Consider the following 23,069-nt stretch of genomic DNA (forward strand, 5'->3'; position numbering starts at 1 on the left):
CACGCACACCGGGGGCAAGGTGCCGCAGGAGGCGATCTCCGACCGTTACGAACTCCTGGAGGAGCTCAGCCACGGCGGCATGGGTGACGTGTGGCGCGGCTACGACGCCGTGCTCGACCGGCCCGTCGCCGTGAAGCTCATCCGGCAGGCGTCGGTCACCTCCCCGCAGCTGGCCGAGGAGTTCGCCAAGCGCTTCCGCCGCGAGGCCCGCATCACCGCGCGCATCCAGCACCCCGGCGTGCCGCAGGTGTACGACGCGGTGCTCGACGCGTCGTACGAACGGCTGTTCCTGGTGATGGAGCTCGTCGACGGCGTACCGCTGTCCGCCTACCTCGACCCCACCAGGCCGCTGCCGGTCAGCTGGGCGGCCGCCGTCGCCGCCCAGGTCGCGACCGTGCTGTCGTACGCGCACGACGTACCGGTCATCCACCGGGACCTCAAGCCGGGCAACATCCTCGTCGCCCGCGACGGCATCGTGAAGGTCCTCGACTTCGGCATCGCGGCGATGCTGCGCACCGACGTCACCAAGCTGACCGCCACCGGCAGCCCCATCGGCACCCACCAGTACATGTCGCCCGAGCAGGTCCGCGGCGGACGCATCACCCCGCGAACCGACCTGTACGCGCTGGGCTGCGTACTGCACGAACTCCTCAGCGGACGCCTGGCGTTCGAGGCGGAGAGCGAGTACCTGCTGATGTACCAGCACGTCAACGCCGCCCCCACCCCGCTGCGGCGGCTGCGGCCCGACGTCCCCGAGGAGCTGGAGGAGCTGGTCCTGCACCTGCTGCGCAAGGCCCCCGAGGCGCGGCCCGCCGACACGCAGGAGGTGTACGCGCGGCTGCTGCCGTTCCTCCCGCCGCCGGGCGGGGAACCCGGCGCGGCCGACGCCGGGCCGGCCGGCGCGCCCGACCCGACGGGCGTGTTCCGTCGCCCCTTCGCGCCCCGCGCCCGCGCCCAGACACCCGCCCCCGGTGGTCCGGCGCCGACAGCCGTCCTCCCGGGGGCCCAGCCGGTGCCCGTCCCCGCGCGGCTGCGCGAGGACATCAAGGAGGCGTACGCCCACTCCGACGCCCTGTTGGAGGAGGAGCGGTTCGCGCAGGCCGCCGAGGTGCTCGGCGAGGTCATCGCACCCGCGGCCCTCGCCCTCGGCTCCGAGAGCAAGCAGATCCTGGCGCTGCGCCGACGGCGGGCGGCGATCCGCCTCCTCGGCGGGGACTACCGGGCCGCCCTGCGCGAGTTCGACGCCCTCGCCGACGCGTACGCCCTCATCGCCGGACCCACCGGCGATGAGGCCCGCGCCTGCCGCGCCCAGGCGGCCCGGTGCCGCGCCGAACTCGGCCAGGTCACCGACGCGCTCGCCGCGCTCCAGGGCGTGCTGGACGTCGTGCGGGCCGTCGACAGCGACGTGAGCGAGGAAGCCGTGGAGCTGCGGCACAACATCGGGATGCTGCTGCTCGCCCAGGGCCGGGCCGGCGAGGCCCGGCAGGTCCTCGAACCGCTCCACCAGGACATGTGCATGGTGTTCGGACCCGACGACGAGATGACCGCCGAGATCGCCGAGACACTCGCCGTGATCCACCTCGGCCTCGACGGTCCGGCGTCCTGACCGGCCCGGGTCCTCCGGGAGCGGCACCGGCCGAACCCATGCCGCGGGCGCCGAGTCCGGACCCGCGCCGCACCCGCGACCACACCACTTGAGCCGGGCCTGCCGACCGAGCGACAGCCCACGGGCGCACGAGCCCGGCGGGCCGCGGCCCGTGGCTCCTTGGAGTCGGCCATGTGACGTCGCCTCACACTGACCTTGTACAACGGAAATCATACGTGGCTACTTGACCTTGGGCCGGGGGTGTCGCCTTCCAGCAGCGCCTCTCCCAACGTGGTGATCGTGTGGATGACGGTGTTGCGGTGGCGTCTGCTGCTGATCAAGTCCGCTTCTCGTAGGACGGTGACTTGGTTGCTGGCCGTCTGTACCGGCAGGCCCGCGCGCCCGGCGAGTTGGGTGGTGGTGCATGACCCCACGGCGACCAGCTCCAGTACGCGCGCTCGCGTCTTGCCCAGCAGGGCGGCCAGCGCCGAGTGGCGGGTTCGCTGCGTCGATGCGTACCAGTCCACGCTGCGTTCGACCGGATAGACCAGGATCGGGGTCAGTTCCGTGTCGAGGAAGGTGGTCGGGGGTCCCCAGCAGAAGAAGGATGGTTGAAGTATCAGACCACGCCCCTCGAGATGGATGTCGTGATCGGCGGGAAAAGCGAGTCGGAGCTCCGGGTAATTCCATTGAGCAGAGGGGTGCAGGGTGGCAAGAACCGCTTCCCATCCCCTCTCGTCAAGGGTGTTTCTGCGCCAGTCGTGGTCACGGGTGACCTGCAGCTGGATAGCGCGCCAGTACGGTTTCAGCGCTGTCGAGAAGTATCCGGTGACGGAGTCCGCGAGGTGCGTCAGTGCCTCCGGTGAGCCGTCTGCCAGATCGCGTGTCCAGCCGGGAAGCGGGCGGCCGGGGTGCCGGCGGGAGAGCTCCTCGAGATCGTTCCGCAGACGGGTGCGCGTCGTGCCTCGCAGAGCTTCCGTTCCCTCGGCCAGGGTCTGACCTGCGCCGACCGGGGTGAGGAAATCGACTGCGTAGCCAACGGGAGGGGCCAGGGCGGTGAGCGCAAGCGCGTCGGTCGCGAGACGCGGGGTCACCGCGCGCCGCCACTCGCCGAAGAGCACCGTCCCGGCCGAGTGCCGCAGTCGGTAGGAGCTGAGGAGTATCTCCCACATGATGTCGGCGCGAGGAGTCAGCCGGATTCGGGAGAGGTCGTCGCTGGTGAAGTGGATCCGGAGCATACGTCGTCGCCTTCCGTGACAGAAGCGTAGCCGCGCAGCCGTCCGTCGCTGTCCACGGTCTTCCCGTCTGGATGGGAAGACATTGCCCCGACCAGCCGGGGCGGTACAGAGTTGTTCCGGCAATCGAGAGAACAGGAAAGGCCGCTCTGCATTCGTGCAGATGGCGAATTCCGCTCCGTCCGCGTCGGATTGCCGTGGGCGGAAAAGCATCGCATCGTCGACCGGTGTCACGATCCCTAAGGAGTGCATCGTGAAAGTCCGCTTCCGCGCCGCCGCCTCAGCGGCCGCCCTGGCCTTGGCGACCGTGGGTGGTGTCGCCGCATCCGGGCAGGCAACCGCCGCGGCCGCGACTCCGCAGGCTCAGACCTGTGTCTCGGGTTACTACTGCGTCTGGACCTTGTCCGGCTACGAGGGCTCCCGCTACATCTTCAAGGACAGCAACCGCAGCTGGGCCGCCTGGGGCATCTACCACAACGACGAGTCGTCGTGGAACTCCGGCACCTCCGGCATGGGCGTCTACCTCATCGGCGACGGCGGCCGGACCCTCGGCTGCCTGCCCAGGGGGCACGGTTGGACCCTGCACAACCCCGCCAACCGGGGTGAGGGGAACACCTGGACCTGGAACTGCTGAAGACGCGTGAGCAGGCGGCCGACGCCGTCCCGGTCCGCGCCGTCCCCCCGGGGACGGCGCGGGCTCCTGTCCCTGCTGTGGAGGTTCCATGGTGCCCGCACGTCGCCCGAGTCCACCCTGGTCGGGAGCGCCGCTGGCCGCGGCATGCTCGGCTCTCGCCCTGTTGCTCACCACTGCCTGCACCGCCGGCCACCGCGATGCCCCGCTCACCGCTTCCAGCCCGTCGGCTTCGGTGGCCACGACGGATCTGGCCGGCTTGCGGGGAGCCCCGGCGGAGCGCAAGCGGCTGTTCGAAGCGCAGGAACGCGCCATCGCCGCTTGCATGGCCCGGCGCGGGTGGCCCTACCAACCCGTGGCCTGGCAGCCGGCGGACGGCGACGTCACGGCGGCACGGGGACTCGCCCGTGGCGACGACATACCGCTCCACCACAGGCTGGGTTACGGCGTCACCACCGTAGGCACATCGAAGCCGGCCGACCCCAACGAGCGCTACACCGCGTCCTTGTCCTCACGGCGTCAGGAGCGTTACTCCGCGGCTCTCTTCGGCACTCCGGCGCACCGGCTCGACGCCCGCTTGCCCACGGGGGAGGTCACCTTCGTCTACACCGACGGTTGCACGGCCCAGGCGGAGGAGGGGCTCTACGGGGACCTCGAGAAGTGGCTGGTGGCCGACACGACCGTCGTGAACCTGCCCGCGGAGGTGGAAAACCGCGTGCGAGCGGCGCGTGAGCTCGCGGCCACCGAGAAACCCTGGAGCGCGTGCATGGCCTCACACGGCTTCCGGTTCAGCTCCCCGGACGACGCGAGGAATCGGATCGCCCGCGCGGCGAGCGGGCAGCGGACGACGCCCCGTACCGACGTCGAGCGGATGCGTCAGCGGGAGATCTCCCAAGCGACCGTCGACGCCACGTGTGACCGCGCGGTAGGACGCTCCCGCGTGGCGCGCCTGCTCATCAGCAGGGAGACGCGCCGGATCGTAGGTGACCGGACTCCCGAGATCAGCGCCTATCAGACGGCGGTACGCCAGGCGCTGTCCACCCTTCCCCGTCACTGAGGCCGGCGGCCTGCCACGATCCGTCAACGACGTCACCCAGACCCTGGCCCTGGTCGACGGCGTCCCGCCGGTCGCAGGGAAGCCTGTCGGCCCCGCCGACGGTCCGACGCCTTGCTCGGCGGCAAGGGATAGGACAGCGACCCCAACCGGCGCGAGCTGCGCAGACGCCGGATCCTGCCAGTGATCTCCCGCCAGAGCGCCCTGAATACCAGGGGCCCGGGCAGGGACCGCACCGTCCACGCCAACTTCTCATGCCGCCCGAACTCACCGACTGGACCCCGGCCGGTCCGAGGGACACTGTCGTCGTGCATCTCCAAGACGTACCCGCTCTGAACCTGCTGGGTGAGGGTGGCCCGCACTGGGGTTGCTGTGGCCCGCTCGGCACCGGGGGCCGCAACATGACCTGTGAATGCGGTGCCCTTGTCGCCACCCTCGCCGCCGACTGCATGGGTCCGTACGAAGTCCACCTCGATCCCGTACGCGTATGGGCGTTCGACACCGAAGGAGCGGATGGATGAACAGCCGTCCGGTACCGGCGCATGCCGCTGAACTGGAACCGCTCAGGCGTCACCTCCGTGACCCCTCGTCCCTATTCGATGTGGGGCCCGGATGGGTTGCCCTTGTGCTGCGGTGCCACGAGGCGGTCGTCGCGCTGTTTCCCGAGTACGAGCTTCTGGCGGTGAAGCAGAAGTGGGCGGTCCTGTCCTTCCAGGCATTTCCTCGGCCGTGGGAGCGGGGTGGAAACTGGACATCCGACGAGGCGGTCAGGCTCGACGAGTCGGTGGCCGGGTTCACGGCCGCCAGCGAGCACCTCTGCGAGCGCTGCGGCAACGCTGGGTCGCTGCGTGAGACCCGGCGGATCGAGTCGACTCTCTGCGATGTATGCGAGTCCCGCGTGGGACCTGACGGCCGCCTGTAGGCCGGTCCTGCTCCGAGCTGGCGCCAAAAGCCGGCAAGCTCGCCCCCGCCCTGGCCGCCGGCAACACCGTCGTCCTCAAGCCGGCCGAGACCGCCTCGCTGAGCACGCTGCGCCTGGCCGAACTGCTGGCCGCGACCGACCTGCCGGCAGGTGTCGTGAACGTCGTCACCGGCCTGGGCTCCGAGGCGGGCCAGGCGCTGGTCGCGCACCCCGGCGTCGCGAAGATCGCCTTCACCGGGTCGACCGGGACCGGCAAACCGACACGCTCAAGTGACAACGGCTGAGGCGCCCGGCCGTGCGTCGCCGAAGGCGCTGTCGTAAAGCCGCACGCGTCGGGTACTCGCCTCCATGCCGAGAGCCGACCGGCGGGCTTACGGCCCGCCGCGGCCGATCGACGAAACTGGAGGCATCGTTACATGAGCACGGTCAAGGAAACCGTCGAGGTCGACGTCCCGGTCCGCATCGCGTACGACCAGTGGACGCAGTTCGAGTCCTTCCCGAACTTCATGGAGGGGGTCGAGGAGATCAGGCAGTTGGACGACCGCCACAACCACTGGGTCACGAAGGTCTCCGGCGTCACACGGGAGTTCGACACCGAGATCGTCGACCAGCTCCCCGACGAACGCATCACCTGGCGTACCACCAGCGGCGACACCCAGCAGAAGGGCACGGTCCGCTTCGAGCGGGTGGACGACGCGCACACGCGCGTCGAGCTCGTGATGGACATCGAGCCCAGCGGCATGGCGGAGAAGGCCGGTGATCTGCTGGGGGTGACCGGCCGACAGATCAAGGGCGACATGAAACGCTTCAAGCAGTACATCGAGCAGCGCGGCGGCGAGTCCGGCGCCTGGCGCGGACGGATCACGCCGGGGGACGCGGACACCGGCGGGGCTCTCTGAGACGGGGCCGCGCACCGGCGGGGCTCTCTGAGACGGGGCCGCGCACCGGCGGGGCTCTGTGAGACGGGGCCGTTCACCGGCGGGGCTCTGTGAGACGGGGCCGTTCACCGGCGGGGCTTTGTGAGACGGGCCGCTCCGACGGCCGCCATCGGGTCACCGGGTCGTCGCGACGGCCGCCGTCTCGTGCCGTCCTCCGGCGGAAGCGCCGTCCTCAGCGAGGCGTAGACGTCTCGTCCCGCTGCCAGGGGCCGACGCCGAGCTTCCCCGTCGTGCCGAGGTCCAGCTCCGGCGTCACCGTCACGGCGGTGGCGCCGGGCTTCGCCACCACCCTCACATAGGGCGCGTTGACGGGAGCGCTCTCCATGCCGGTGGTGTTGCGCCACACCAGCCCGGCGCGGGCGCCTTCCCCGGGCTTCAGCGTCAGCGGCCGGGGGGTGCCGTCGGCCCCGGTGCCGGTGGCGATGGAATCGCCGCCGTGGAGGATCCGTACGCCTTCGACCGGCTTGTGCTCCTCGTCGAACAACCGCAGCTGCGGATATCCGTCCAGGTCATACGTGTGCGTGCCGCAGTTCTCCAGGTGCAGTCCCACGACGCGCAACCCCATGGCGGCGTCGCCCTTGTCGGCGTACACGCGCACCCCCGAGGGCGGACAGGGCCCTGCCGAGGACGGCGCCTCGGCGGAGGGCACCGACCTGACCCGGATGATCCGCACCTTCGTCGCCGGCCCCATGTCCGCCGGGACGACGCGCAGGTCGTCGCGTGCGTCGTCGGGGGAGTACGCGCGCCGCACCGTCCGGCCGGGCCCGACGGAGGGCACCGTCAGCTCCGCACTCGTCAGGGCCGCCCCCGATTCCGACAGCAGTTGGAAGGTGATCGTGTAGGTGAGGGGGGCGGCCGTGTCGTTGGTGACCTCGAACTCCGGGCAGGCGGCCGGACCGACGCTCCGGACTCCCTCCGTCTCCTGGCCGGCGGGGTCTCCCTCGGGGGCGGTGCCGGGTGTGGCGGAAGCGCCGGGTGTGGTGGAACCGCCGCAGGAGGGGGCGCCGGAGCCGCCCGGGGTGGGGGACACGTGTGCCGTGGCCGAGCCGGGGCTCCGCGCGACGACCTGCTGGGTGCCGCACGCCGTGAGCAGCAGGGCGCCGGTGACGACGGCGGGCAGCGGGAGGGCGAGGGGGCGGGGGAAGCGACGCATGCGGCCAGTGGATCAGGCCCGGTCACCTCCTGCTGTGACGGAGGCCACGCTTCCGGTCACAGGGGTGTCACAGACGGACAAGGCGCGTTACCGGGGCGTACCGCGTTTACATCGGACCTCGGTGTCGCTACCGTGGCGTGATGGGAGCGCTCCCATTCTGCTTTCGTGTGTTTGTCATGCTCTGATCATTCAGGCGCGGAGGGAGAACGTACGGTGACGAGGACGATTCGGCCGCCGGGCAGGCGGGAGTTACGGGCGGCGGCGCTTCTGGCCGTGGTGGGCACGCTGCTGGCGTGCCTCGCGGCGTACGGGCCGCGCGGCGTCGCCCAGGCGGCGGACGACGGGACGGCGTGCCGGGTGTCCTGGACCGTGGACCAGTGGTCCGGGGGCTTCACCGCGCAGGTGGCCGTCACCAACCTCGGCCCCGCGGTGACCGGTTGGGAACTGCGGTGGACGTTCGTCGCCGGTCAGCGGGTCACCTCGGCGTGGAACGCCCGGGTGAGCCAGACCGGCACGGCCGTGACCGCCGCGAACCTCGACTACAACGGGTCGCTGGCGACCGGGAGCACCGCGAACTTCGGCCTTCAAGGCACGTGGTCCGGCGCCGACCCCGTGCCCGGTGACTTCGTGTTCAACGGCGCGGCGTGCGCGGGCGGGTCGGGCCCGGGGCCCGACCCGAGCGGATCCGTGACGCCACCGACGTCCCCGTCCCCGTCCTCGCCTCCGTCCTCTTCCCCCTCGCCGAGCGGTTCACCGAGCGGTTCGCCGCCGCCGTCGGGCGGTCCCGCTCCCGGATGCGCCGACGCGACGGTGTGCTCCGGCTTCGAGGACCAGACCGGGAGCACGCCGTCGGGCGCGTGGACGGTCGTGTCGCCCGACTGCGGCGGCGCGGGCAAGGCGGCGGTCGACACGTCGGTGACCCACACCGGCACCCGCTCGGTGCGGGTGGACGGAGCCGCCGGCTACTGCAACCACGTCTTCGTGGCCACCACGAAGGACGTCTCCACGGTGGGCCCCGTGGTCTACGGGCGTCTGTGGGTGCGCCACACCACCGCGCTGCCCGCCGCGCACGTCGCGATGATCACGCTGGCCGACGCGCGCGACGGCGGGCGGGACTTGAGGATGGGCGGCCAGAACGGCGCGCTCCAGTGGAACCGCCAGTCCGACGACGCGACCCTCCCCGCGCAGAGCCCGGCGGGGGTGGCGCTGAGCGCTCCGCTGCCGACCGGCCGCTGGGTGTGCCTGCGGTTCGCCGTCGACACCACCCGGCAGAGCATGGACACCTGGCTGGACGGCCAGCAGGTCGCCGGACTGCACCTGGACGGCACGCCCACCCAGGACGTCGACGCCCAGTGGCTGAGCCGCACCACGGCCCCCCGGCCCACCACCTTCCGCCTCGGCTGGGAGAGTTACGGCACGGGCGACGACACGCTCTGGTACGACGACGTGGCGCTCGGCTCCACGCCCCAGAGCTGCTGAGTCCGGCGGACCGCCGCGCGGCGCAGCGGCACACCGGCACCGGCCGGCTCCCGAAGCGGGGGCCGGCCGGTGCCGTTCGCCGCCACCCCGCCCCCTACGGGGCCATTCCGCCCTGAACCCGACCCCCTACGGGGATTCCGCCCTGAACCCGCCCCTACGGGGCCACCCCGCCCCCTACGGGCCCCGCCCCCTACGGGCCCCGCCCCCTACGCTCGGGCCGGCGCCGTGGGGCCGCAGCCGGCGGCCTCCTCCGCGCGCTGGATACGGCGCACGGTCTCGACATAGGCGGACAGGGCCTCCCTGCTGCGGACCGGGCACTCGACGCGCCGGTCCATGCGTTCCCGCTCACGCTCCAGCGTGGCGATCGTCTCGGGCGTGACGTCGGAGACGAGGATGTCCCGGGGCTGTTTGAGGCAGGGAAGGAGCTGCTTGATGACCCGGATCGGCAGCCCGGCGTCCAGCAGTCCCCTGACCTGCGGCGACCGGTCCACGCTGCGTTCGCAGCGGCCGGGCAGCGGGTGGTGCCGTCAGGCCGCCTACATGCCGGCGGCGATCGAGGCGAGGGCCGCGGCCACCGTCCTGTGCAGTGCCCCGGCGTCGGCCCCGGCGCGCGAGCGCAGATTCACGCCGTAGGCGAGCAGTGCCAACAGCTCGGCCGACGGACCCAGTTCGGCGTCGCGGGGCAGTTGGTCCCGCGACTGCGCGGACCGGAGCGCGGCGTGCAGGGCGCCCAGCAGGTGCTGGTGGTGCCGCTCCAGGAGGCGGTGCGCCTCCGGGGCATCGTTCCCGGCGCCGGCGGCCTGCGCGTTGGTGATCATGCAACCCCAGTGCGCGTACTCGCCCGAGCAGCGGACGTCGATCAGCGCGTCGAAGAACTCGGTGATGGCCGGCAGGCCGCGTCCGTCCTGGGCCAGGCGCTGGAAGGCCGGCTCGGAGTGGGTCTGGACATAGCGGCGCAGCGCGGCGAGGTAGAGGTCCTGTTTGCCGCCGAACGTGGCGTAGAGGCTGGAGCGGTTGAGGCCGGTGGCCGTCACCACGTCCTGGATCCCGGTCGAGGCCGCACCCCGGCGCCAGAAGAGCCGCACCGCCGTGTCCAGGGCCGTCTGCGGATCGAAGTGCTTGATGTCCGGCATGCCCACCTCCCATCTTGAAACGAGGGTTCCAAGATACTGCGCCGACCGCTAGGCTGCCTGCATCCTGGAACGATCGTTCCGAGATTCGGTTTCCGCTGTCCCGACACCCCCTGGAGGACGCTCCGATGAGCCTCGAAGCCGAACTGCGCGCCTTCTACACGTCCCGCTCTCCCCAGATCCCGGCCGAGGCGCGGGAGACCATGGAGCGGGCCGGGCGGGACCTGGCCGCCTCCGGCCAGGTCGACCGCGCCCTGACCGCCGGCGCCCGGGCCCCGCGGTTCGCCCTGCCGTCCGCGACCGGGCGGACCGTCACCCTGGACGGCCTGCTGGCGAACGGACCGGTCGTGCTCACCTTCTACCGCGGCGCCTGGTGCCCGTACTGCAACCTCGCCCTGAGGGCCCTGCAGCTCCACCACGAGGAGTTCGCCGCGCGCGGAGCCCGCCTGGTGGCCGTCTCGCCGCAGATACCCGACGAGTCCCTGACCCTCACCGAGAAGCACGGCCTCGCCTTCGACGTCCTCAGCGACCTCGGCTCCGACACGGCCAAGCAGTACGGCCTCGCCTTCGACCTGCCCGAGGACCTGGCGGCGGTCTACGACCGGTTCGGCTTCGACCTCCAGCGCGTCAACGGCGGCCACGCGCGTACGCTCCCGCTGCCCGCGACCTACGTCATCGACCGCGCCGGAACCGTCCGCTGGGCCTTCGTCGATCCCGACTACACCAAGCGCGCGGAACCGGCGGACATCCTCGGTGCGCTCGACTCCCTCGGCTGACGCCGCCGCTCAGCGGGCGGCGCCGAAGTCCTGGGTCCAGTAGGAGCCGGGCTGGGCGAGACCGACGCCGATCTCCTTGAACGAGCAGTTGAGGATGTTCTCCTTGTGGCCGGGGCTGGCCATCCAGCCCGCCATGACCTGCTCCGGGGTGGCGTAACCGTAGGCGACGTTCTCGCCGTAGCTGCTCCAGACGTAGCCGGCGCCGGTGATCCGGTCGCCCGGGGCGGACCCGTCGGACCCGGTGTGCGACATGTTCTGGTGGGCCGCCATGTCCTCGCTGTGCGCCTGGGCGGCCTGGGTCAGCTTCGCGTTGACGGTCAGCGGCGAGCAACCCACCTTCGCCCGCTCGGCGTTGACGAGTTCCACGACGCGAGCCGTGTCCCCGGACGCCGTGGCGGCGGGAGCCGGTGCGCTGGACGCGGCGGCGGTCGCGGACGGGGCGGGGGCCGAGGACGGGGCGGCGGGCGCGGTGGCCGCGGCGGTGGCCCCAGGTGTGCCGGGCGAGGTGCTGGTCGCGGGCTCGGGGGCCGTCGTGTGCCGCTGGTGCGACGGCGCGGCGGTCCTGGTCCTGCCCTTGGGCTTGGACTTGGGCTCGGCTTCGGTCTTGGCCTTCGGCGCATGGGGCCGCGGAGCGCCCGCCACGGCGGGGGGAGCCTTCGGCGTGACCGTGGCGACCGGAGCCGTACCGTCCGGCGACACCGTCGTGCCCGGCGTCGTCGGAACGGCCGACGGGGCCGTCGTACCGGCCTCGGCGCCCTCGCCGCCGCTGCCGTCGACGTCCCACGCGGTGGAGTTCCACGGGGCCTGACTCCATGGAGCCACGGCCACCGTCTTCCCGGCGGGGGACGCCTGGTCCTGCCCGCCGCCCTGCCAGTCGCCACAGGCCAGGGCGACTGACGGAACGCCAACGGCGGCCACCGTGGCGGTGGCGATGGCTATCCGCCGGTAGTACTGCTTCTTACGATGCTTGCCCATGCGTGACCTCACTCGGTGGTCGCCGCGCGCTCCTCATACGGCTCGCTCGTATGCAATGCGCTCATGAACTGCGGCGATGCCTTGTGGGTCGTCATTCTTAGGAAGCCTTCACATCGAGCGCAAAGGGTCTGGCTACTACCGCGCCTCGTAGATCCATCCGGCCCTTGCGCGGCCGTGCGGTAAGTGCTGACCGGGTCCCTGATGTCACCGGGCGGCACTGGCTGTCCGTCAGGAAGCCGCCTGGGTTCGCAGATGCGACGAGAACTCCGAGAGGGTGGAACGTCTCGGCGTCGTACGCGGGACGTGACCGGATCAAGACGGACAAGTCCCATATTTCCGCAGAGTGGCGACTACTACTCCGGGGGCATAGGTGTGGCATGCGCTGTGACTCATGTCACGGCAAGGTGTGGATCAGGGCGGCGGATCACCACAGGTGCGGAGCGGCCGGCGGCCGCTGCCCCGCGCGGCCCGCCCGGCCTTGCGGCCCCTGCGGCCCGCCCGGCCTTGCGGCCCCTGCGGCCCGCCCGGCCTCTCGGCCCCGTCCGGCCTCTCGGCCCCGTCCGGCCTCTCGGCCCCGTCCGGCCTCTCGGCCCGTCCGGCCTCTCGGCCCGCCCGGCCTCTCGGCTTCCGGGCCCCGGCGTCCTACGCTGCGAAGCCCACGTCGGGGGCGTACTCGTGCCTGCCTGGCTCACACCCAGGACGCCGACGAGACCGGTCCGCGACTCACCCGTCGCGTGCGGAAGCGCGGCGCCGCCGATCGCACCCGCTCGTCGAACCCCCTCCCACGGCAGCCACACCCCATCCCGCGGATCGGGAGCGGTGGTGTCAGCGCCCGGCGAGGCCCGCCCGGCCGGTGGCCACGGGACCCGCACCGGACACGGCGCCGCCGGCGGGCACGGGACCCGGATCGGTCAGCACGCCAGGACCGGCCACGGAGCCAGGACCCGTCACGGAGCCAGGACCCGTCACAGAGTCAGGACCGGCCACGGTGCCCGGGGCGGAGCCGGCGCCCGGGTCGGTCACCGCCCCGTCCGTCTGCTGGAGTTCGGCGAGCAGTTCGTTGCGCCCCACCAGGAGCTCGGTGAGGATGCGGCGGGCCGCGCGCAACAGTTCGGCGACGTCGCCGCCGGCGAGCGCGTAGCGGACCGTGGACCCCTCCCGGGTGGACACGACGATGCCGGAGCGGCGCAGTACCGCCAACTGCTGCGACAGGCTGGAGGGTTCGATCTCGATGTCGGCGAGCAGGTCCCGCACCGGCACCGGACCGTGCTGGAGCAGCTCCAGCACCCTGATGCGCACCGGGTGTCCGAGCATGCGGAAGAACTCCGCCTTGGCCTGGTAGAGGGGGACTTGCATGAGTGCTCGCTCCCTGCCGCGTCGCGACGGTCCGGATGCGGGGCGACGCCCCGAGGGGCGCCGCCGCCGGATGTGCCCTGCACAGCCCATACTTCTCGTCCCCGGTCCCGGGCATCCACGAATTGGGATCATGCTGATGTGGTGACTTGAAGAAGTCTTCACATCATGGGCGTGCGTGGTCCCGGAACACGGACGGACGCTAGATCTCCAGCTGTTCCTCGACACGCTTGAGCTGGAGGCGGGCCATCGCCAGGTTCGAACGTGCCTTGTCCAGCACGAGGTAGAGGAACAGACCGTTGCCGTTGCGCCCGGTGACCAGGCGGATCAGGTGGTACTGGCCGCCGAGGGTGATCAGCACGTCCTCGATCTGGCTCTTGAGGCCCAGCTGCTCCATGGTGCGCACCTTGGCGCGGATGACATCGGTGTTCCCGGCCGCGGCGATGGTCAGGTCCAGGTCCTTGCCCCCGCCGAGGGTGCCCAGCGCCATCCCGCTGGTGTAGTCGACCACCGCCGCGCCCAGCGCCCCCTCGGCGGCGGTCATCATTTCCTTCAGCGACACTTCCACACTCGCCATGGTGCCTCCCCTTGATCGTCGACTGGTCGGAACGGGACGGGCGGCGCCGTCCTGTCCGGTGACCGCACCGTAGGCGCGTTCGGCCGGCGTTCGAGTGGTGATCTTCGGCAGTGACCTCTGTTGATCCGGGGGTGTCCATAAGGGATCGGTCGGCGACCGTGCTTGATACGGAGTGGAACGGACGATGGAGCTCCGCACTACGCGCGCGGCGTCGCACCCCCCGCCGTCGCGCCGGGCAGGCCCCCGCCGCGGCCCTGCCGTGACTCCCGTAGCCAGGCGGTGCCCGCGCGCACCGCCCAGAAGAAGACCGCGAACGAGGTCGCCGCCACCGCCAGCGAGTCCCACGGCGCCGGAAGCCGCCCGGAGCCGCCGAACGAGCCGAGCCAGGACAGCAGCGTGAGCAGGACCAGGAACACCACCAGCCACCCTCCCGTGCGCAGCTCCGCGGCGAGCGGCCGGCCCGCCATGGCGGTGCGGTGCATGCCGAGGAACACCAGCAGGCCGGCCAGCACCAGGGGCAGCGCGAGGCGCAGGTCGTGCCAGCCCGACCAGTACACGAACTCGGCCGCCACCACGAAGCTCACCGGCGCGATCCAGCGCAGCCCCGGCACCCAGCCCGCCGTGCCGCTGCCCGGATCGGCCAGGAACACCGCCGCCGCCACCGCCGAGGCGGCGTAGATCAGCAGGTACATGTCCCCCATCACGCTCACGATGTCCTGCCAGCCGCCGAACGGCAGCAGGAACACCACGATCACCGCCAGATTCAGCACCAGCGCCCGGCGCGGGATGCCCGAGCGTTCCTCCACCGCCATGAACCAGCGCGGCAACGTGCCGTTCTTCGCCAGCGCGTAGGTGTGCCGGGCGTCCAGCGCGACCCCGACGTACGCCGATCCGCCCGGCGAGACCACGGCGTCCGCGTACAGCAGCGCGGAGAGCCAGTGAAGGTTGAGCAGCAGCGCCAGCTGCCCGAACGGCGAGTCGAAGTCCACGCCCCGCCAGCCGTGCCCGAGCAGGTCCTCCGGCACCGTGAACAGGAACGCGGCCTGCAACGCCAGGTACATCAGCACCGCCAGGCCGATGCCGGTCAGCACCGAGGCCGGTACGGTGCGTCGCGGATCGCGGGTCTCGCCGGAGAAGTCCAGGGGCGCCTGGAAGCCGTTCACCGAGTACACGATGCCCCCGCCGGCCAGCGCCGACAGACAGGCGGCGTACCCGTACGGCGCGAACCCGCCGTGGTCGGTGAGGCGCCCGGAGTGCCAGCCGGACGCCATCAGCGCCACCACCGTGACCACGGGCACCGCGATCTTGAAGACGGACAGCAGGTTGTTCAGCCGTGCGAACAAGCGCACCGCGAACCAGTTCAGCGCCGTCAGCACCACGCTCAGCGCCGTCGCCACCCCGAGTCCGGCCGCCGTCAGCGAGCCGCCGTGGTAGATGCCGGGCAGGTAGTGCCCCGCGTACTGCATGATCGCGCTGATCTCCGCCGCGGTGCCGCCCACCGACAGCAGCACCGACCAGCCCACCAGCGTGCCCACCAGGCGTCCCGAGGCGTACAGCGGCCAGCGCACCGTGCCGCCGCCCTCCGGGCGGGAGGCGCCCAGCTCGATCATCACCAGTGCCACCAGGACGCACAGCAGCCCCGCCGCCACCCACGACAGCAGGGCCGCCGGGCCCGCCGTCTGCGCCGCGTACATCGCGGCGAACAGCCATCCCGAGCCCACGATGTTGGAGAACGCGATCGCCGTCAGCGCCCAGAAGCCCAGGTCCCGGCGCAACCGCCGCTCCTGCGTCTGCGCCGCGGGGATCGCGTCCCCGCCGGCCGGCCGGTCCTGCGGCACGCCACCGCCTCCTCAGCGTCGTCGTACGTCCCGACGAGCCTAGGCCCTGTCGTCGGACTTCCGCCCGTACCGCGACGCCATGCACACTCCCCAAGCTCTTCGAGCAAGGGGGACCCGGGGGACGCTCCCGCGTCGGCCACGGGTTGGAGGTGGTCCGTCCGTTCTCCGGGCCCCGTCCTCGTGGGCCGGAGCGCTCGGGTCAGCCTCCGTCCCGCTCGATGAGCAGGTGGAGCGGGCCGCGCAGAACGGGGCTGCGCCGGTACGGTGGCGGGTCGGCGACGAGCCCGGGCCGGTCGATGCGGCGTACCAGCCCGCTCAGCGCGATCTGGGTCTCCAGGCGGGCGAGCGGGCCTCCGAAACACAGGTGGATGCCGCTGCCGAAGCCGAGGTGCTGGTTGTCGCGCCGGTCGGGGTCGAAGCGGTCGGGCTCGGGGAAGCGGTTCGGATCGCGGCTGCCCGACGCCAGCATGAGCATGATCTGCGAGCCCTTGGGAATCGTCGTGTCGCCGAGCTCGATATCTCCGAACGCCGCCCGCCAGGGAATGATGTGCACGGGGGGTTCGTAGCGCAGCAGCTCCTCGACCAGAGGGACGACCAGGCCCGCATCGTCGCGCAGGCGCCGCATGACCGAGGGGTGGCGCAGCAACGTCAGCATGCCGTTGGTGATGAGGTTGACGGTGGTCTCGTGACCCGCGATCAACAGCAGGTTGGCGGTGGCGACGATCTCTTCGTCGGTCATCCGTCCGTCCGGCCCGTCATCGTTGGCCAGGCGCGACAGGAGGTCCTCGCCCGGGTCGCCGTGGCGCTGTTCGAGCAGCGCGCCGAGGTACTGGCGCAGGTCCTTGCGGGCCTGCACGCCCTTCTCCAGCTTCTCCTTCGGGTCGACCTGGGGGTCGTAGTCGATCGAGTTGATGAGGTCGTTCACCCACACGTGGAACCGCTGCTCGTCCTCGCGAGGCACCCCGAGCAGATGGCAGATCACCGTGACGGGGAACGGGTAGGCGAAGTCGTCGACGAGGTCGATCCGTTCCTTGTCGGCGAAGCCGTCGATCAGACCGTCGACGATGTCGGTCAGGAACGGTTCCAGGCCGGCCACCAGCCCAGGGGTGTGCGGAGGACCGAAGTGGCGCATCGCCATCCGCCGGAGGCGGTCGTGTTCGGGCGGATCGAGATTGATGAACGACGGTGTGGTGCTCTCCTGCATCGCGGGGATCGGCCGTGTCAGATTGCGGACGTCGGAACTCGTGAGCGGGTCGTGCAGCAGTTCCATGATCTCCCGGTACGTGCTGACGACGTAGCTGCCGTCCTCCTGTCGGGCCACCGGCGTCCTGCGCAGCTCGGCGTAGAGCGGATAGGGGTCGGCCCGGGAGGAGTAGTCGAGAATCCGGCGCAGTGTGTCCGGGGTCTCGGTCGTGGTCATCTCGCTCTCCGTCCTACCGGTGGTGCTGCTGCGCGGCCGTGACCCGGCGCTCGCCCGGGTCGTGACCGGTGACGACGACGGTGGCGCCCTGGGCGAGCAGAGTGGGGCCGGGGAAGTCGACCGGTACCGGCTTGGTGTCGGCCGGCCGGTCGGGCGTGGGGCAGGGGGGTGGGAAGGGGGCGGCTGTCTCGATCAGCTTCCGGTAGTGGTCCAGCCACTTCGCGTTGTTGAAACTGACCGCCGCGGTGACACGGCCCCGATAGCCGTAGGCGGCGACGAAACGGTGGTCGGACACGGACCCCTGGGCGACGACGACCTCGTCGGCGAAGGTCGGCACGCCGACGGACTTGATGTTGACACCGAACTGGATCGACCAGAACGCCGGGACAGCCAGGTGCGGCCAGCGGTCCGCCTGGCCGCTGACCATGTTGTGCGCCGCCACCTCGGCCTGCTCCACGGCGTTGGCCCAGTGCTCCAGGGAGATGAGCCGGTACTCGTAGATCGGATTCGGGCAGCGGGCGACGTCGCCGGCGACGAACACGTCGTCGGTGATCAGGCCGTCGAGGGTGAGGGCCCGGCAGCCGGTGTCGCAGGCGATCCCCCAGACGCCCGCCGCCAGTCCGGAGTCCCGCAGCCACTCGGTGTTGCGGATGCCTCCGAGCGCCACCACCGCCACGTCGGCGTCCACGGTGCTGCCGTCGTCGAAGTGGGCACGGCGGAGCCGCCCCCGCTCGTCGCCCTCCAGCCGGGTGACCTTGACCCCGCAGCGCAGGTCGACACCGTGGGCGCGCTGCATGTCCGCGGCGACCTCACCGATCATGGCGCCGAGCGCCCCGACCAGCGGGGCCGGAGCCAGTTCGGCGACGGTCACCGCGATGCCGCGTTCCCGGCACACGGAGGCGATCTCGGAGCCGGTGAATCCCGCGCCGATGACCAGTACGCGTGACGGCCCGGCGGCGAGCGCCCGCTGGAGCCCCTCGGCGTGCTCGCGGGTGCGCACGACGAACACGCCGTCCAGCGCGGCCTCGCTCTCCACGAACCATGGCCGGGCCCGTACCCCGGTGGAGATCAGCACCCGGTCGAAGGGGATCTCCCGTCCGTCGGCGAGCCGCACCTGGTTGGTGGCCAGGTCCAGGCCGGCGGCGGGCACGCCCAGCAGCCATTCGGCGTCGATCTCCCTGCGGCGCGGCAGAGCGGTGCCGTCGGCCGGCACCCACCCGGTCAGCACCTGCTTGGACAGGGGAGGGCGATCGTAGGGCTCGCCCAGTTCGTCACCGATCATGGTCAGCGAACCGGTGAAGCCCTCCTCACGCAGGGCTTCCGCGGCCCGCAGGCCCGCGAGGGACGCCCCGACGATCACGACGCGGCCCTCGCGCTTGAACGCTTGCAGCGTGTCCGCGCTGGTCATGACCTCGACGCCTCCGCCGGACCGTTCCGCCCCTCGAGCCGGTCGACGAGTATCGCCTGGACCGGGCAGGCGGCCGCGGCGCGCAGCACCCGGTCGCGCCCGGCGTCGTCTGGGCTCGGGTCGTACATCAGGGCTTCCTCGCCGTGCATCCGGAACGCGTCCGGGGCCAGGAACGCGCACTGCGCGTACCCCTCGCATCGCGACAGATCAACGATGACTCTCATCCCGACCTCCACAGGGACGTGCGACCCGCGGAGCCTGAAGCCGGCGCTCTACGGCGCGCGAAGGGCGAGAGGGGTCGAACAGGGGAGATCGTCTCCGGCCGTTGCCCACCTCTGCGGAGCACGAGGGATGCACCGCGCCTGTGGGGTCTCCGCAGAAAGAACTGATCGTCGCGCATCAGGCGACTGACGTCCGCGGAATTGCCTGGATATCAGGACGTCACTGATGAAAAGCGTATCTTGGGCGCTCGCCACGCGCACCTCGTGACGAGGAGGTCCCGGCCGGTCGGGGCGGGTCCGCACGCCCTTCGGGCGTGGGGACTTTCGATCGGTCGGCGCAATCTGCTCGCACCCGGCGTGTGAGGCGGACGTCCGGGTGATTCGGTGTCGATAGGCACCGATCGGAACCGCAGACGGTCGTGTGGTCGGCCTCTCGAGAAGGAGAATCGGCGTGAGCGTGACTCAGGGAGCCCCTCGGGGCGTCATACCGGCGCATCTGCTGAAGGGCCAGAAGGCGCTTGTCACCGGGGCGAACTCGGGAATCGGCAAGGCGACGGCCATCGGCCTGGGACGCGCCGGCGCCGACGTGGTCGTGAACTACGTCGCCGGGCGCGAAGAGGCCGAACAGGTGGTCGAGGAGATCTCCGGGTTCGGAGTGCGCGCGGCCGCGTACGAGGCCGATGTGTCCCAGGAGGACCAGGTCGTCGCGATGATCGAACGGATGGTCCAGGAGTTCGGGACCATCGACATCCTCGTGGCCAACGCCGGGCTGCAGCGGGACGCGCCCTTCACCGAGATGACGACGGCTCAGTGGCAGAAGGTGCTGGACGTCAACCTCACCGGCCAGTTCCTGTGCGCCCGGGAGGCGACGAAGGAGTTCCTGAGGAGGGGCATCGTCCCCGAGGTGTCGCGAGCCGCGGGGAAGATCATCTGCATGAGCTCGGTGCACCAGCTCATCCCGTGGGCCGGTCATGTCAACTACGCGGCCTCCAAGGGCGGCGTGCAGATGATGATGGAGACGCTCGCCCAGGAACTCGCGCCCCGCAGGATCAGGGTCAACGCGATCGCTCCCGGAGCCATCAAGACGCCCATCAACAGCGCTGCGTGGGACACTCCCGATGCCGAGAAGGACCTGCTGCGACTGATTCCCTACGGACGGGTCGGGGATCCGGAGGACATCGCCCACGCGGCCGTCGGGCTCGCCTCCGATCTCATGGACTACGTCGTGGGCGCCACTCTCTACGTGGACGGCGGGATGACCCTCTTCCCCGGTTTCGCCACGGGCGGCTGAACACGACGGGACGCCGGCCGCCGGAGCGGGTTCGCGCCGGCGGGCGGGCGTCCGACCACCGGCGAACCGGGAAACTCCCGTGCCGCGCCGGTCCTCAGTCGCGCTGCTGGTCGAGGGCGTCGTCCAGGGTGGTGGCGGCCATGATCAGCGAAAGATGGGTGAAGGCCTGCGGGAAGTTGCCCAACTGCTCGCCGCTGGGGCCGATCTCCTCCGCGAACAGGCCCACGTGGTTGGCGTAGGTCTGCATCTTCTCGAAGGCATAGCGCGCCGGTCGGACCCGGCCGGCGCGAGCGAGGGCGTCCACGTAGAGGAACGTGCAGAGGCTGAAGGTGCCTTCGGAGCCCCGCAGGCCGTCCGGGGAGGCCGCGGGGTCGTACCGGTAGACGAGGCTGTCCGAGACGAGCGTGCGATCCATCGCGTCCAGCGTCTGCAGCCAGCTCAGCGTCCTGCCCGCCAGGAAGCCGACGCGCGGGACGAGCAGCAGTGAGGCGTCGAGGACGTCACTGCCGTAGTGCTGGACGAGTGCCTGCTCCTTCTCGTTCCAGGCCCTCTCCATCACCTGGTCGAGGATCGTGTCCCGAGCCGCGGTCCACCGCGCGGCGTCGGCGGGTCGGCTGTACTCGGCCGCCAGGCGCAGCCCCCGGTCGAAGGCCACCCACGCCATCACCCGGCTGAAGGTGAAATCCTTGCGGCCGCCCCGGGTCTCCCAGACGCCCTCGTCGGGCCGGTCCCAGGAATCGGCGAGCCAGTCGAGTGTCCGGGCGAGGTTCTTCCAGCCGTGGTAGCCGGCGACGGTGGCGATCTCACGTCCCTCCGACACGGCGTAGAGGGCCTCGCCGTAGATGTCCAGTTGCAACTGGTCGGCCGCGGCGTTGCCCGCCCGCACCGGATACGAGCCGCGATAGCCCTCGAGGTGCGGGAGGACCTGCTCCGGCAGCTCGGGGTCGCCGTCGACGCGGTACATGATCTGCAGCGGCTCTCCGTCGACGCCTTCCCGAGCCTGGAGACGGTCGCCCAGCCAGTGCGTGAACCGCGCCGCCTCCTCGGCGAATCCCAGGTCGAGCAGGGCGCGCACGGACAGGGAGCCATCGCGGACCCAGGTGTAGCGGTAGTCCCAGTTGCGTTCGCCCCCGATCTGCTCGGGCAGGCCCATGGTGGCGGCGGCGACGGGAGCGCCGGTCGGCGCGTAGGTGAGGAGCTTGAGCGTGATGGCCGAGCGGTGCACCGGACCCGGCCACCGGCCGTGGTAATGAGAGGAGCGCACCCAGTGCTGCCAGAACTCCACGACGTCCCAGAACCGTCCCAGCGCCGTGTCCACGGTGACGGGGGGCGGAGTGTCGGCGTCGGGTCCGTCGACGGTGAAGACGGCCGCGGCCACCTCCCCCGAACTCAAGGTCACCTCGGCCCGCACGTCGGCGCCGTCCTGTCGCAGCGGGAAGGTGCTCTGCAGATGGGCGGTGACGTTCGGCGTCCTGAACGCGGCGGTGGTGCTGTCCCGCAGGTCGAGACGGTGGGTGGACCGGGCGTAGTCGAAGCGCGGACGGCACTCCAGGGTGAAGCGCACCGTGCCGCGCACCGCCCGCGCGCCGCGGAGCAGCACGTGCTGGTCGGTGGGGACGCCGATGCGGTCCGGTGGCATGCAGTCGAAGATCTCGCCGACCCCGTCCGGTGACATGAACCGCGTGACCAGGACCGCGGTGTCGGGGTAGTAGAGCTGCTTGCAGACGGTGTTCCCGTTCTCCGGCGCGAACCGGAAGTAGCCGCCGCGGTCGTGGTCGAGCAGGGCGGCGAAGACGCTCGGCGAGTCGAACCGGGGCGCCGCGAACCAGTCGACGACGCCCTGGTCCGACACCAGAGCGGCGGTCTGCAGGTCGCCGACGAGGCCGTGGTCAGCGATGGGCGGGTATCGATCCATGAGCATCTCGCTTCCCTGACGTCCCCGCTTCCACTGTCCGTCCTGTGCGGCGGGATCGCACCAGGGGCCGCGGAGCGGGAAGCGAGGCCGTGCGGCGGCCGGTCGCGCGCCGTCGGAGCCGCCGAACGAGACGCTCCCGCTGCGGTGGCGCCGGCCGCCGCGGGTTCACGAACCCGCGGCGGCCCACCCGGTGGTGTCCCTCGACCGGATCGCCTCGGCGGCGCGGTGCAGTGCGGCGAGGACCGTCCGGACGGCCCTGCGCGCGGTGCGCTCGGGACGGTGCAGTACGTCGATGCGGCGCCGGGCGTGCACCCCGCTCAGCGGTCTGAGGACCACGCCGGGGTGGGCGCGGGCGGTCCAGCGGGGCAGCAGCGCGATGCCGCCGCCGGCCGCCACGACCTCGGCGACCACGGAGAACTCGTTGATGCGGTGGACGATGTCGAGCCGGCGGTTGGCGACACAGGCGATCGCTTCGACGGTCGCCATCAGCGGGAAGCCGTCATGGACGGTGATCCAGGGCTGGTCCGCCACGTCCCGCGGCGTCAGCACGGGTTCGCCGGCCAGCGGATGGCCGGCCGGCAGGGCCACGTCGAGCGGCTCGCGCAGCAGGGTCGTGGCGGTCACCGTGCGCGGCCACGGCGGGCCGTGGTCGAGGCGGTGCGCGAGCACGAGGTCGTGGTCGCGGGTGAGGGCGGGGAAGCGGTCCTGGGCGACGTCCTCGTCGGCGAGCGACAGTCGGGGGCTGTCCGGGCCGGACAGTGCGCGCAGCAGCAGCGGGAAGAGCGCGGAGCCCGCGCTGTGGAACGCCGCCACCGACACGTCGCCGTCCGGCCGGCCCGTGAAGTCGGTGAGGGTGTGCCGGGCCCGGGCCAGCGCCGTCTCCACCTCGACGGCGGCGCCGGCCAGCGCCTGCCCTGCCTCGGTCAGCACCACCCGGCGCCCGGCGCGCTCGGTCAGCGGGACGGGGATCGAGCGCTGGAGCAGCCGCAGTTGCTGCGAGATCGCCGAGGGCGTCACCCGGAGCGCGTCGGCGACGGCGGTGACACTGCCGAGCTCGCCCAGCTCCCGCAGAATTCTCAGCTGCCGTTCGTCCATGCCGCCAGTCTAGGAGGACGATGCAGCTCTGCTACAGGGTCGTTTAAGAAGTTGGTGGTGGCCTACAGCGTGC

General features: G+C 71.6%; 20 protein-coding genes and 2 pseudogenes. 9 read left to right on the top strand and 13 right to left on the bottom strand.

Going from position 1 to position 23,069, the window contains the following annotated elements; genetic code table 11:
* Positions 1 to 19 precede the first annotated feature (19 nt).
* Positions 20 to 1,606, top strand: a complete 1,587-nt coding sequence (locus tag ACH5A8_RS30370; RefSeq protein WP_399007237.1) for a serine/threonine-protein kinase — start codon at positions 20 to 22, stop codon at positions 1,604 to 1,606.
* A 209-nt stretch (positions 1,607 to 1,815) separates the two neighbouring features.
* On the opposite strand, the gene ACH5A8_RS30375 is transcribed toward ACH5A8_RS30370, so the two are convergent.
* Entirely contained in the window at positions 1,816 to 2,823 is a 1,008-nt protein-coding gene (locus ACH5A8_RS30375) for an ArsR/SmtB family transcription factor (protein WP_399007171.1), read from the bottom strand.
* Between the two features lie 250 nt (positions 2,824 to 3,073).
* On the opposite strand from ACH5A8_RS30375, the gene ACH5A8_RS30380 reads away from it, so the two are divergent.
* The 5 genes and pseudogenes from ACH5A8_RS30380 to ACH5A8_RS30400 all read left to right on the top strand — a co-directional run bounded on the left by ACH5A8_RS30380 (position 3,074) and on the right by ACH5A8_RS30400 (position 6,326).
* The gene (locus ACH5A8_RS30380; protein ID WP_399007172.1) at positions 3,074 to 3,454 is read left to right on the top strand and encodes a peptidase inhibitor family I36 protein; all 381 of its coding nucleotides are present in this window, start codon (positions 3,074 to 3,076) and stop codon (positions 3,452 to 3,454) included.
* A gap of 163 nt (positions 3,455 to 3,617) precedes the next feature.
* On the top strand, positions 3,618 to 4,508 hold the full coding sequence (locus ACH5A8_RS30385; RefSeq protein ID WP_399007173.1) for a hypothetical protein: 891 nt from the start codon (positions 3,618 to 3,620) through the stop codon (positions 4,506 to 4,508).
* Between the two features lie 514 nt (positions 4,509 to 5,022).
* Positions 5,023 to 5,427 (top strand): hypothetical protein, encoded by a 405-nt coding sequence (locus ACH5A8_RS30390; RefSeq protein ID WP_399007174.1) that lies wholly within the window; start codon positions 5,023 to 5,025, stop codon positions 5,425 to 5,427.
* Between the two features lie 38 nt (positions 5,428 to 5,465).
* Positions 5,466 to 5,684, top strand: a pseudogene (locus tag ACH5A8_RS30395) (aldehyde dehydrogenase family protein); the annotation flags it as partial.
* A 159-nt stretch (positions 5,685 to 5,843) separates the two neighbouring features.
* Positions 5,844 to 6,326 carry an SRPBCC family protein gene (locus tag ACH5A8_RS30400; RefSeq protein ID WP_399007175.1) on the top strand — a complete coding sequence of 161 codons (483 nt, stop codon included), beginning with the start codon at positions 5,844 to 5,846 and terminating at the stop codon, positions 6,324 to 6,326.
* Between the two features lie 211 nt (positions 6,327 to 6,537).
* Here the strand turns inward: ACH5A8_RS30400 and ACH5A8_RS30405 are convergent, their stop codons facing one another.
* Entirely contained in the window at positions 6,538 to 7,518 is a 981-nt protein-coding gene (locus ACH5A8_RS30405) for a DUF4232 domain-containing protein (protein ID WP_399007176.1), read from the bottom strand.
* Positions 7,519 to 7,731: 213 nt separating this feature from the next.
* On the opposite strand from ACH5A8_RS30405, the gene ACH5A8_RS30410 reads away from it, so the two are divergent.
* A complete protein-coding gene (locus ACH5A8_RS30410; RefSeq protein WP_399007177.1) occupies positions 7,732 to 8,997 on the top strand; it encodes a cellulose-binding domain-containing protein in 1,266 nt (421 codons plus the stop codon).
* Between the two features lie 206 nt (positions 8,998 to 9,203).
* Here ACH5A8_RS30410 and ACH5A8_RS30415 read toward each other — a convergent pair whose 3' ends face one another.
* Both ACH5A8_RS30415 and ACH5A8_RS30420 read right to left on the bottom strand, forming a co-directional pair.
* Positions 9,204 to 9,488, bottom strand: a complete 285-nt coding sequence (locus ACH5A8_RS30415; RefSeq protein WP_399007178.1) for a hypothetical protein — start codon at positions 9,486 to 9,488, stop codon at positions 9,204 to 9,206.
* 45 nt (positions 9,489 to 9,533) lie between these two features.
* Entirely contained in the window at positions 9,534 to 10,130 is a 597-nt protein-coding gene (locus tag ACH5A8_RS30420; protein ID WP_399007179.1) for a TetR/AcrR family transcriptional regulator, read from the bottom strand.
* 125 nt (positions 10,131 to 10,255) lie between these two features.
* On the opposite strand from ACH5A8_RS30420, the gene ACH5A8_RS30425 reads away from it, so the two are divergent.
* Complete coding sequence (locus ACH5A8_RS30425; protein ID WP_399007180.1) at positions 10,256 to 10,903, top strand: peroxiredoxin-like family protein; 648 nt, start codon at positions 10,256 to 10,258, stop codon at positions 10,901 to 10,903.
* A 9-nt stretch (positions 10,904 to 10,912) separates the two neighbouring features.
* Here ACH5A8_RS30425 and ACH5A8_RS30430 read toward each other — a convergent pair whose 3' ends face one another.
* The 7 genes and pseudogenes from ACH5A8_RS30430 to ACH5A8_RS30460 form a co-directional block, all read right to left on the bottom strand.
* On the bottom strand, positions 10,913 to 11,878 hold the full coding sequence (locus tag ACH5A8_RS30430) for a CAP domain-containing protein (RefSeq protein WP_399007181.1): 966 nt from the start codon (positions 11,876 to 11,878) through the stop codon (positions 10,913 to 10,915).
* 1,011 nt (positions 11,879 to 12,889) lie between these two features.
* A pseudogene (locus ACH5A8_RS30435) lies at positions 12,890 to 13,234 on the bottom strand (ArsR/SmtB family transcription factor); the annotation flags it as partial.
* 199 nt (positions 13,235 to 13,433) lie between these two features.
* Positions 13,434 to 13,808: a hypothetical protein gene (locus ACH5A8_RS30440; RefSeq protein WP_399007182.1), complete on the bottom strand. Its 375-nt coding sequence runs from the start codon at positions 13,806 to 13,808 to the stop codon at positions 13,434 to 13,436.
* Positions 13,809 to 14,005: 197 nt separating this feature from the next.
* The gene (locus ACH5A8_RS30445; protein WP_399007183.1) at positions 14,006 to 15,646 is read right to left on the bottom strand and encodes an APC family permease; all 1,641 of its coding nucleotides are present in this window, start codon (positions 15,644 to 15,646) and stop codon (positions 14,006 to 14,008) included.
* Between the two features lie 199 nt (positions 15,647 to 15,845).
* Positions 15,846 to 17,066, bottom strand: coding sequence for a cytochrome P450 (locus tag ACH5A8_RS30450; RefSeq protein ID WP_399007184.1), 1,221 nt, complete (start codon positions 17,064 to 17,066; stop codon positions 15,846 to 15,848).
* A 13-nt stretch (positions 17,067 to 17,079) separates the two neighbouring features.
* Entirely contained in the window at positions 17,080 to 18,474 is a 1,395-nt protein-coding gene (locus ACH5A8_RS30455) for an NAD(P)/FAD-dependent oxidoreductase (RefSeq protein ID WP_399007185.1), read from the bottom strand.
* Positions 18,471 to 18,698 (bottom strand): ferredoxin, encoded by a 228-nt coding sequence (locus tag ACH5A8_RS30460; protein WP_399007186.1) that lies wholly within the window; start codon positions 18,696 to 18,698, stop codon positions 18,471 to 18,473. Before ACH5A8_RS30460 ends, ACH5A8_RS30455 begins: the two co-directional genes overlap by 4 nt.
* Positions 18,699 to 19,146: 448 nt before the next feature.
* On the opposite strand from ACH5A8_RS30460, the gene ACH5A8_RS30465 reads away from it, so the two are divergent.
* Positions 19,147 to 19,986, top strand: coding sequence for an SDR family oxidoreductase (locus ACH5A8_RS30465; protein WP_399007187.1), 840 nt, complete (start codon positions 19,147 to 19,149; stop codon positions 19,984 to 19,986).
* A gap of 94 nt (positions 19,987 to 20,080) precedes the next feature.
* Here the strand turns inward: ACH5A8_RS30465 and ACH5A8_RS30470 are convergent, their stop codons facing one another.
* Entirely contained in the window at positions 20,081 to 21,901 is a 1,821-nt protein-coding gene (locus ACH5A8_RS30470; protein WP_399007238.1) for a glycoside hydrolase family 15 protein, read from the bottom strand.
* A 165-nt stretch (positions 21,902 to 22,066) separates the two neighbouring features.
* On the bottom strand, positions 22,067 to 22,996 hold the full coding sequence (locus ACH5A8_RS30475) for a LysR family transcriptional regulator (protein ID WP_399007188.1): 930 nt from the start codon (positions 22,994 to 22,996) through the stop codon (positions 22,067 to 22,069).
* Positions 22,997 to 23,069 lie beyond the last annotated feature (73 nt).

The sequence above is a fragment of the Streptomyces sp. NPDC018610 genome, from assembly GCF_044391765.1.
In the GTDB taxonomy this organism is placed as follows: Bacteria; Actinomycetota; Actinomycetes; order Streptomycetales; family Streptomycetaceae; genus Streptomyces.

Coding starts and splice junctions, on each gene's coding strand:
- ACH5A8_RS30375 (WP_399007171.1), bottom strand. CDS start 2,823: ATGCTCCGGATCCACTTCACCAGCGACGACCTCTCCCGAATCCGGCTG.
- ACH5A8_RS30390 (WP_399007174.1), top strand. CDS start 5,023: ATGAACAGCCGTCCGGTACCGGCGCATGCCGCTGAACTGGAACCGCTC.
- ACH5A8_RS30400 (WP_399007175.1), top strand. CDS start 5,844: ATGAGCACGGTCAAGGAAACCGTCGAGGTCGACGTCCCGGTCCGCATC.
- ACH5A8_RS30405 (WP_399007176.1), bottom strand. CDS start 7,518: ATGCGTCGCTTCCCCCGCCCCCTCGCCCTCCCGCTGCCCGCCGTCGTC.
- ACH5A8_RS30420 (WP_399007179.1), bottom strand. CDS start 10,130: ATGCCGGACATCAAGCACTTCGATCCGCAGACGGCCCTGGACACGGCG.
- ACH5A8_RS30425 (WP_399007180.1), top strand. CDS start 10,256: ATGAGCCTCGAAGCCGAACTGCGCGCCTTCTACACGTCCCGCTCTCCC.
- ACH5A8_RS30430 (WP_399007181.1), bottom strand. CDS start 11,878: ATGGGCAAGCATCGTAAGAAGCAGTACTACCGGCGGATAGCCATCGCC.
- ACH5A8_RS30440 (WP_399007182.1), bottom strand. CDS start 13,808: ATGGCGAGTGTGGAAGTGTCGCTGAAGGAAATGATGACCGCCGCCGAG.
- ACH5A8_RS30450 (WP_399007184.1), bottom strand. CDS start 17,066: ATGACCACGACCGAGACCCCGGACACACTGCGCCGGATTCTCGACTAC.
- ACH5A8_RS30455 (WP_399007185.1), bottom strand. CDS start 18,474: ATGACCAGCGCGGACACGCTGCAAGCGTTCAAGCGCGAGGGCCGCGTC.
- ACH5A8_RS30460 (WP_399007186.1), bottom strand. CDS start 18,698: ATGAGAGTCATCGTTGATCTGTCGCGATGCGAGGGGTACGCGCAGTGC.
- ACH5A8_RS30470 (WP_399007238.1), bottom strand. CDS start 21,901: ATGGATCGATACCCGCCCATCGCTGACCACGGCCTCGTCGGCGACCTG.
- ACH5A8_RS30475 (WP_399007188.1), bottom strand. CDS start 22,996: ATGGACGAACGGCAGCTGAGAATTCTGCGGGAGCTGGGCGAGCTCGGC.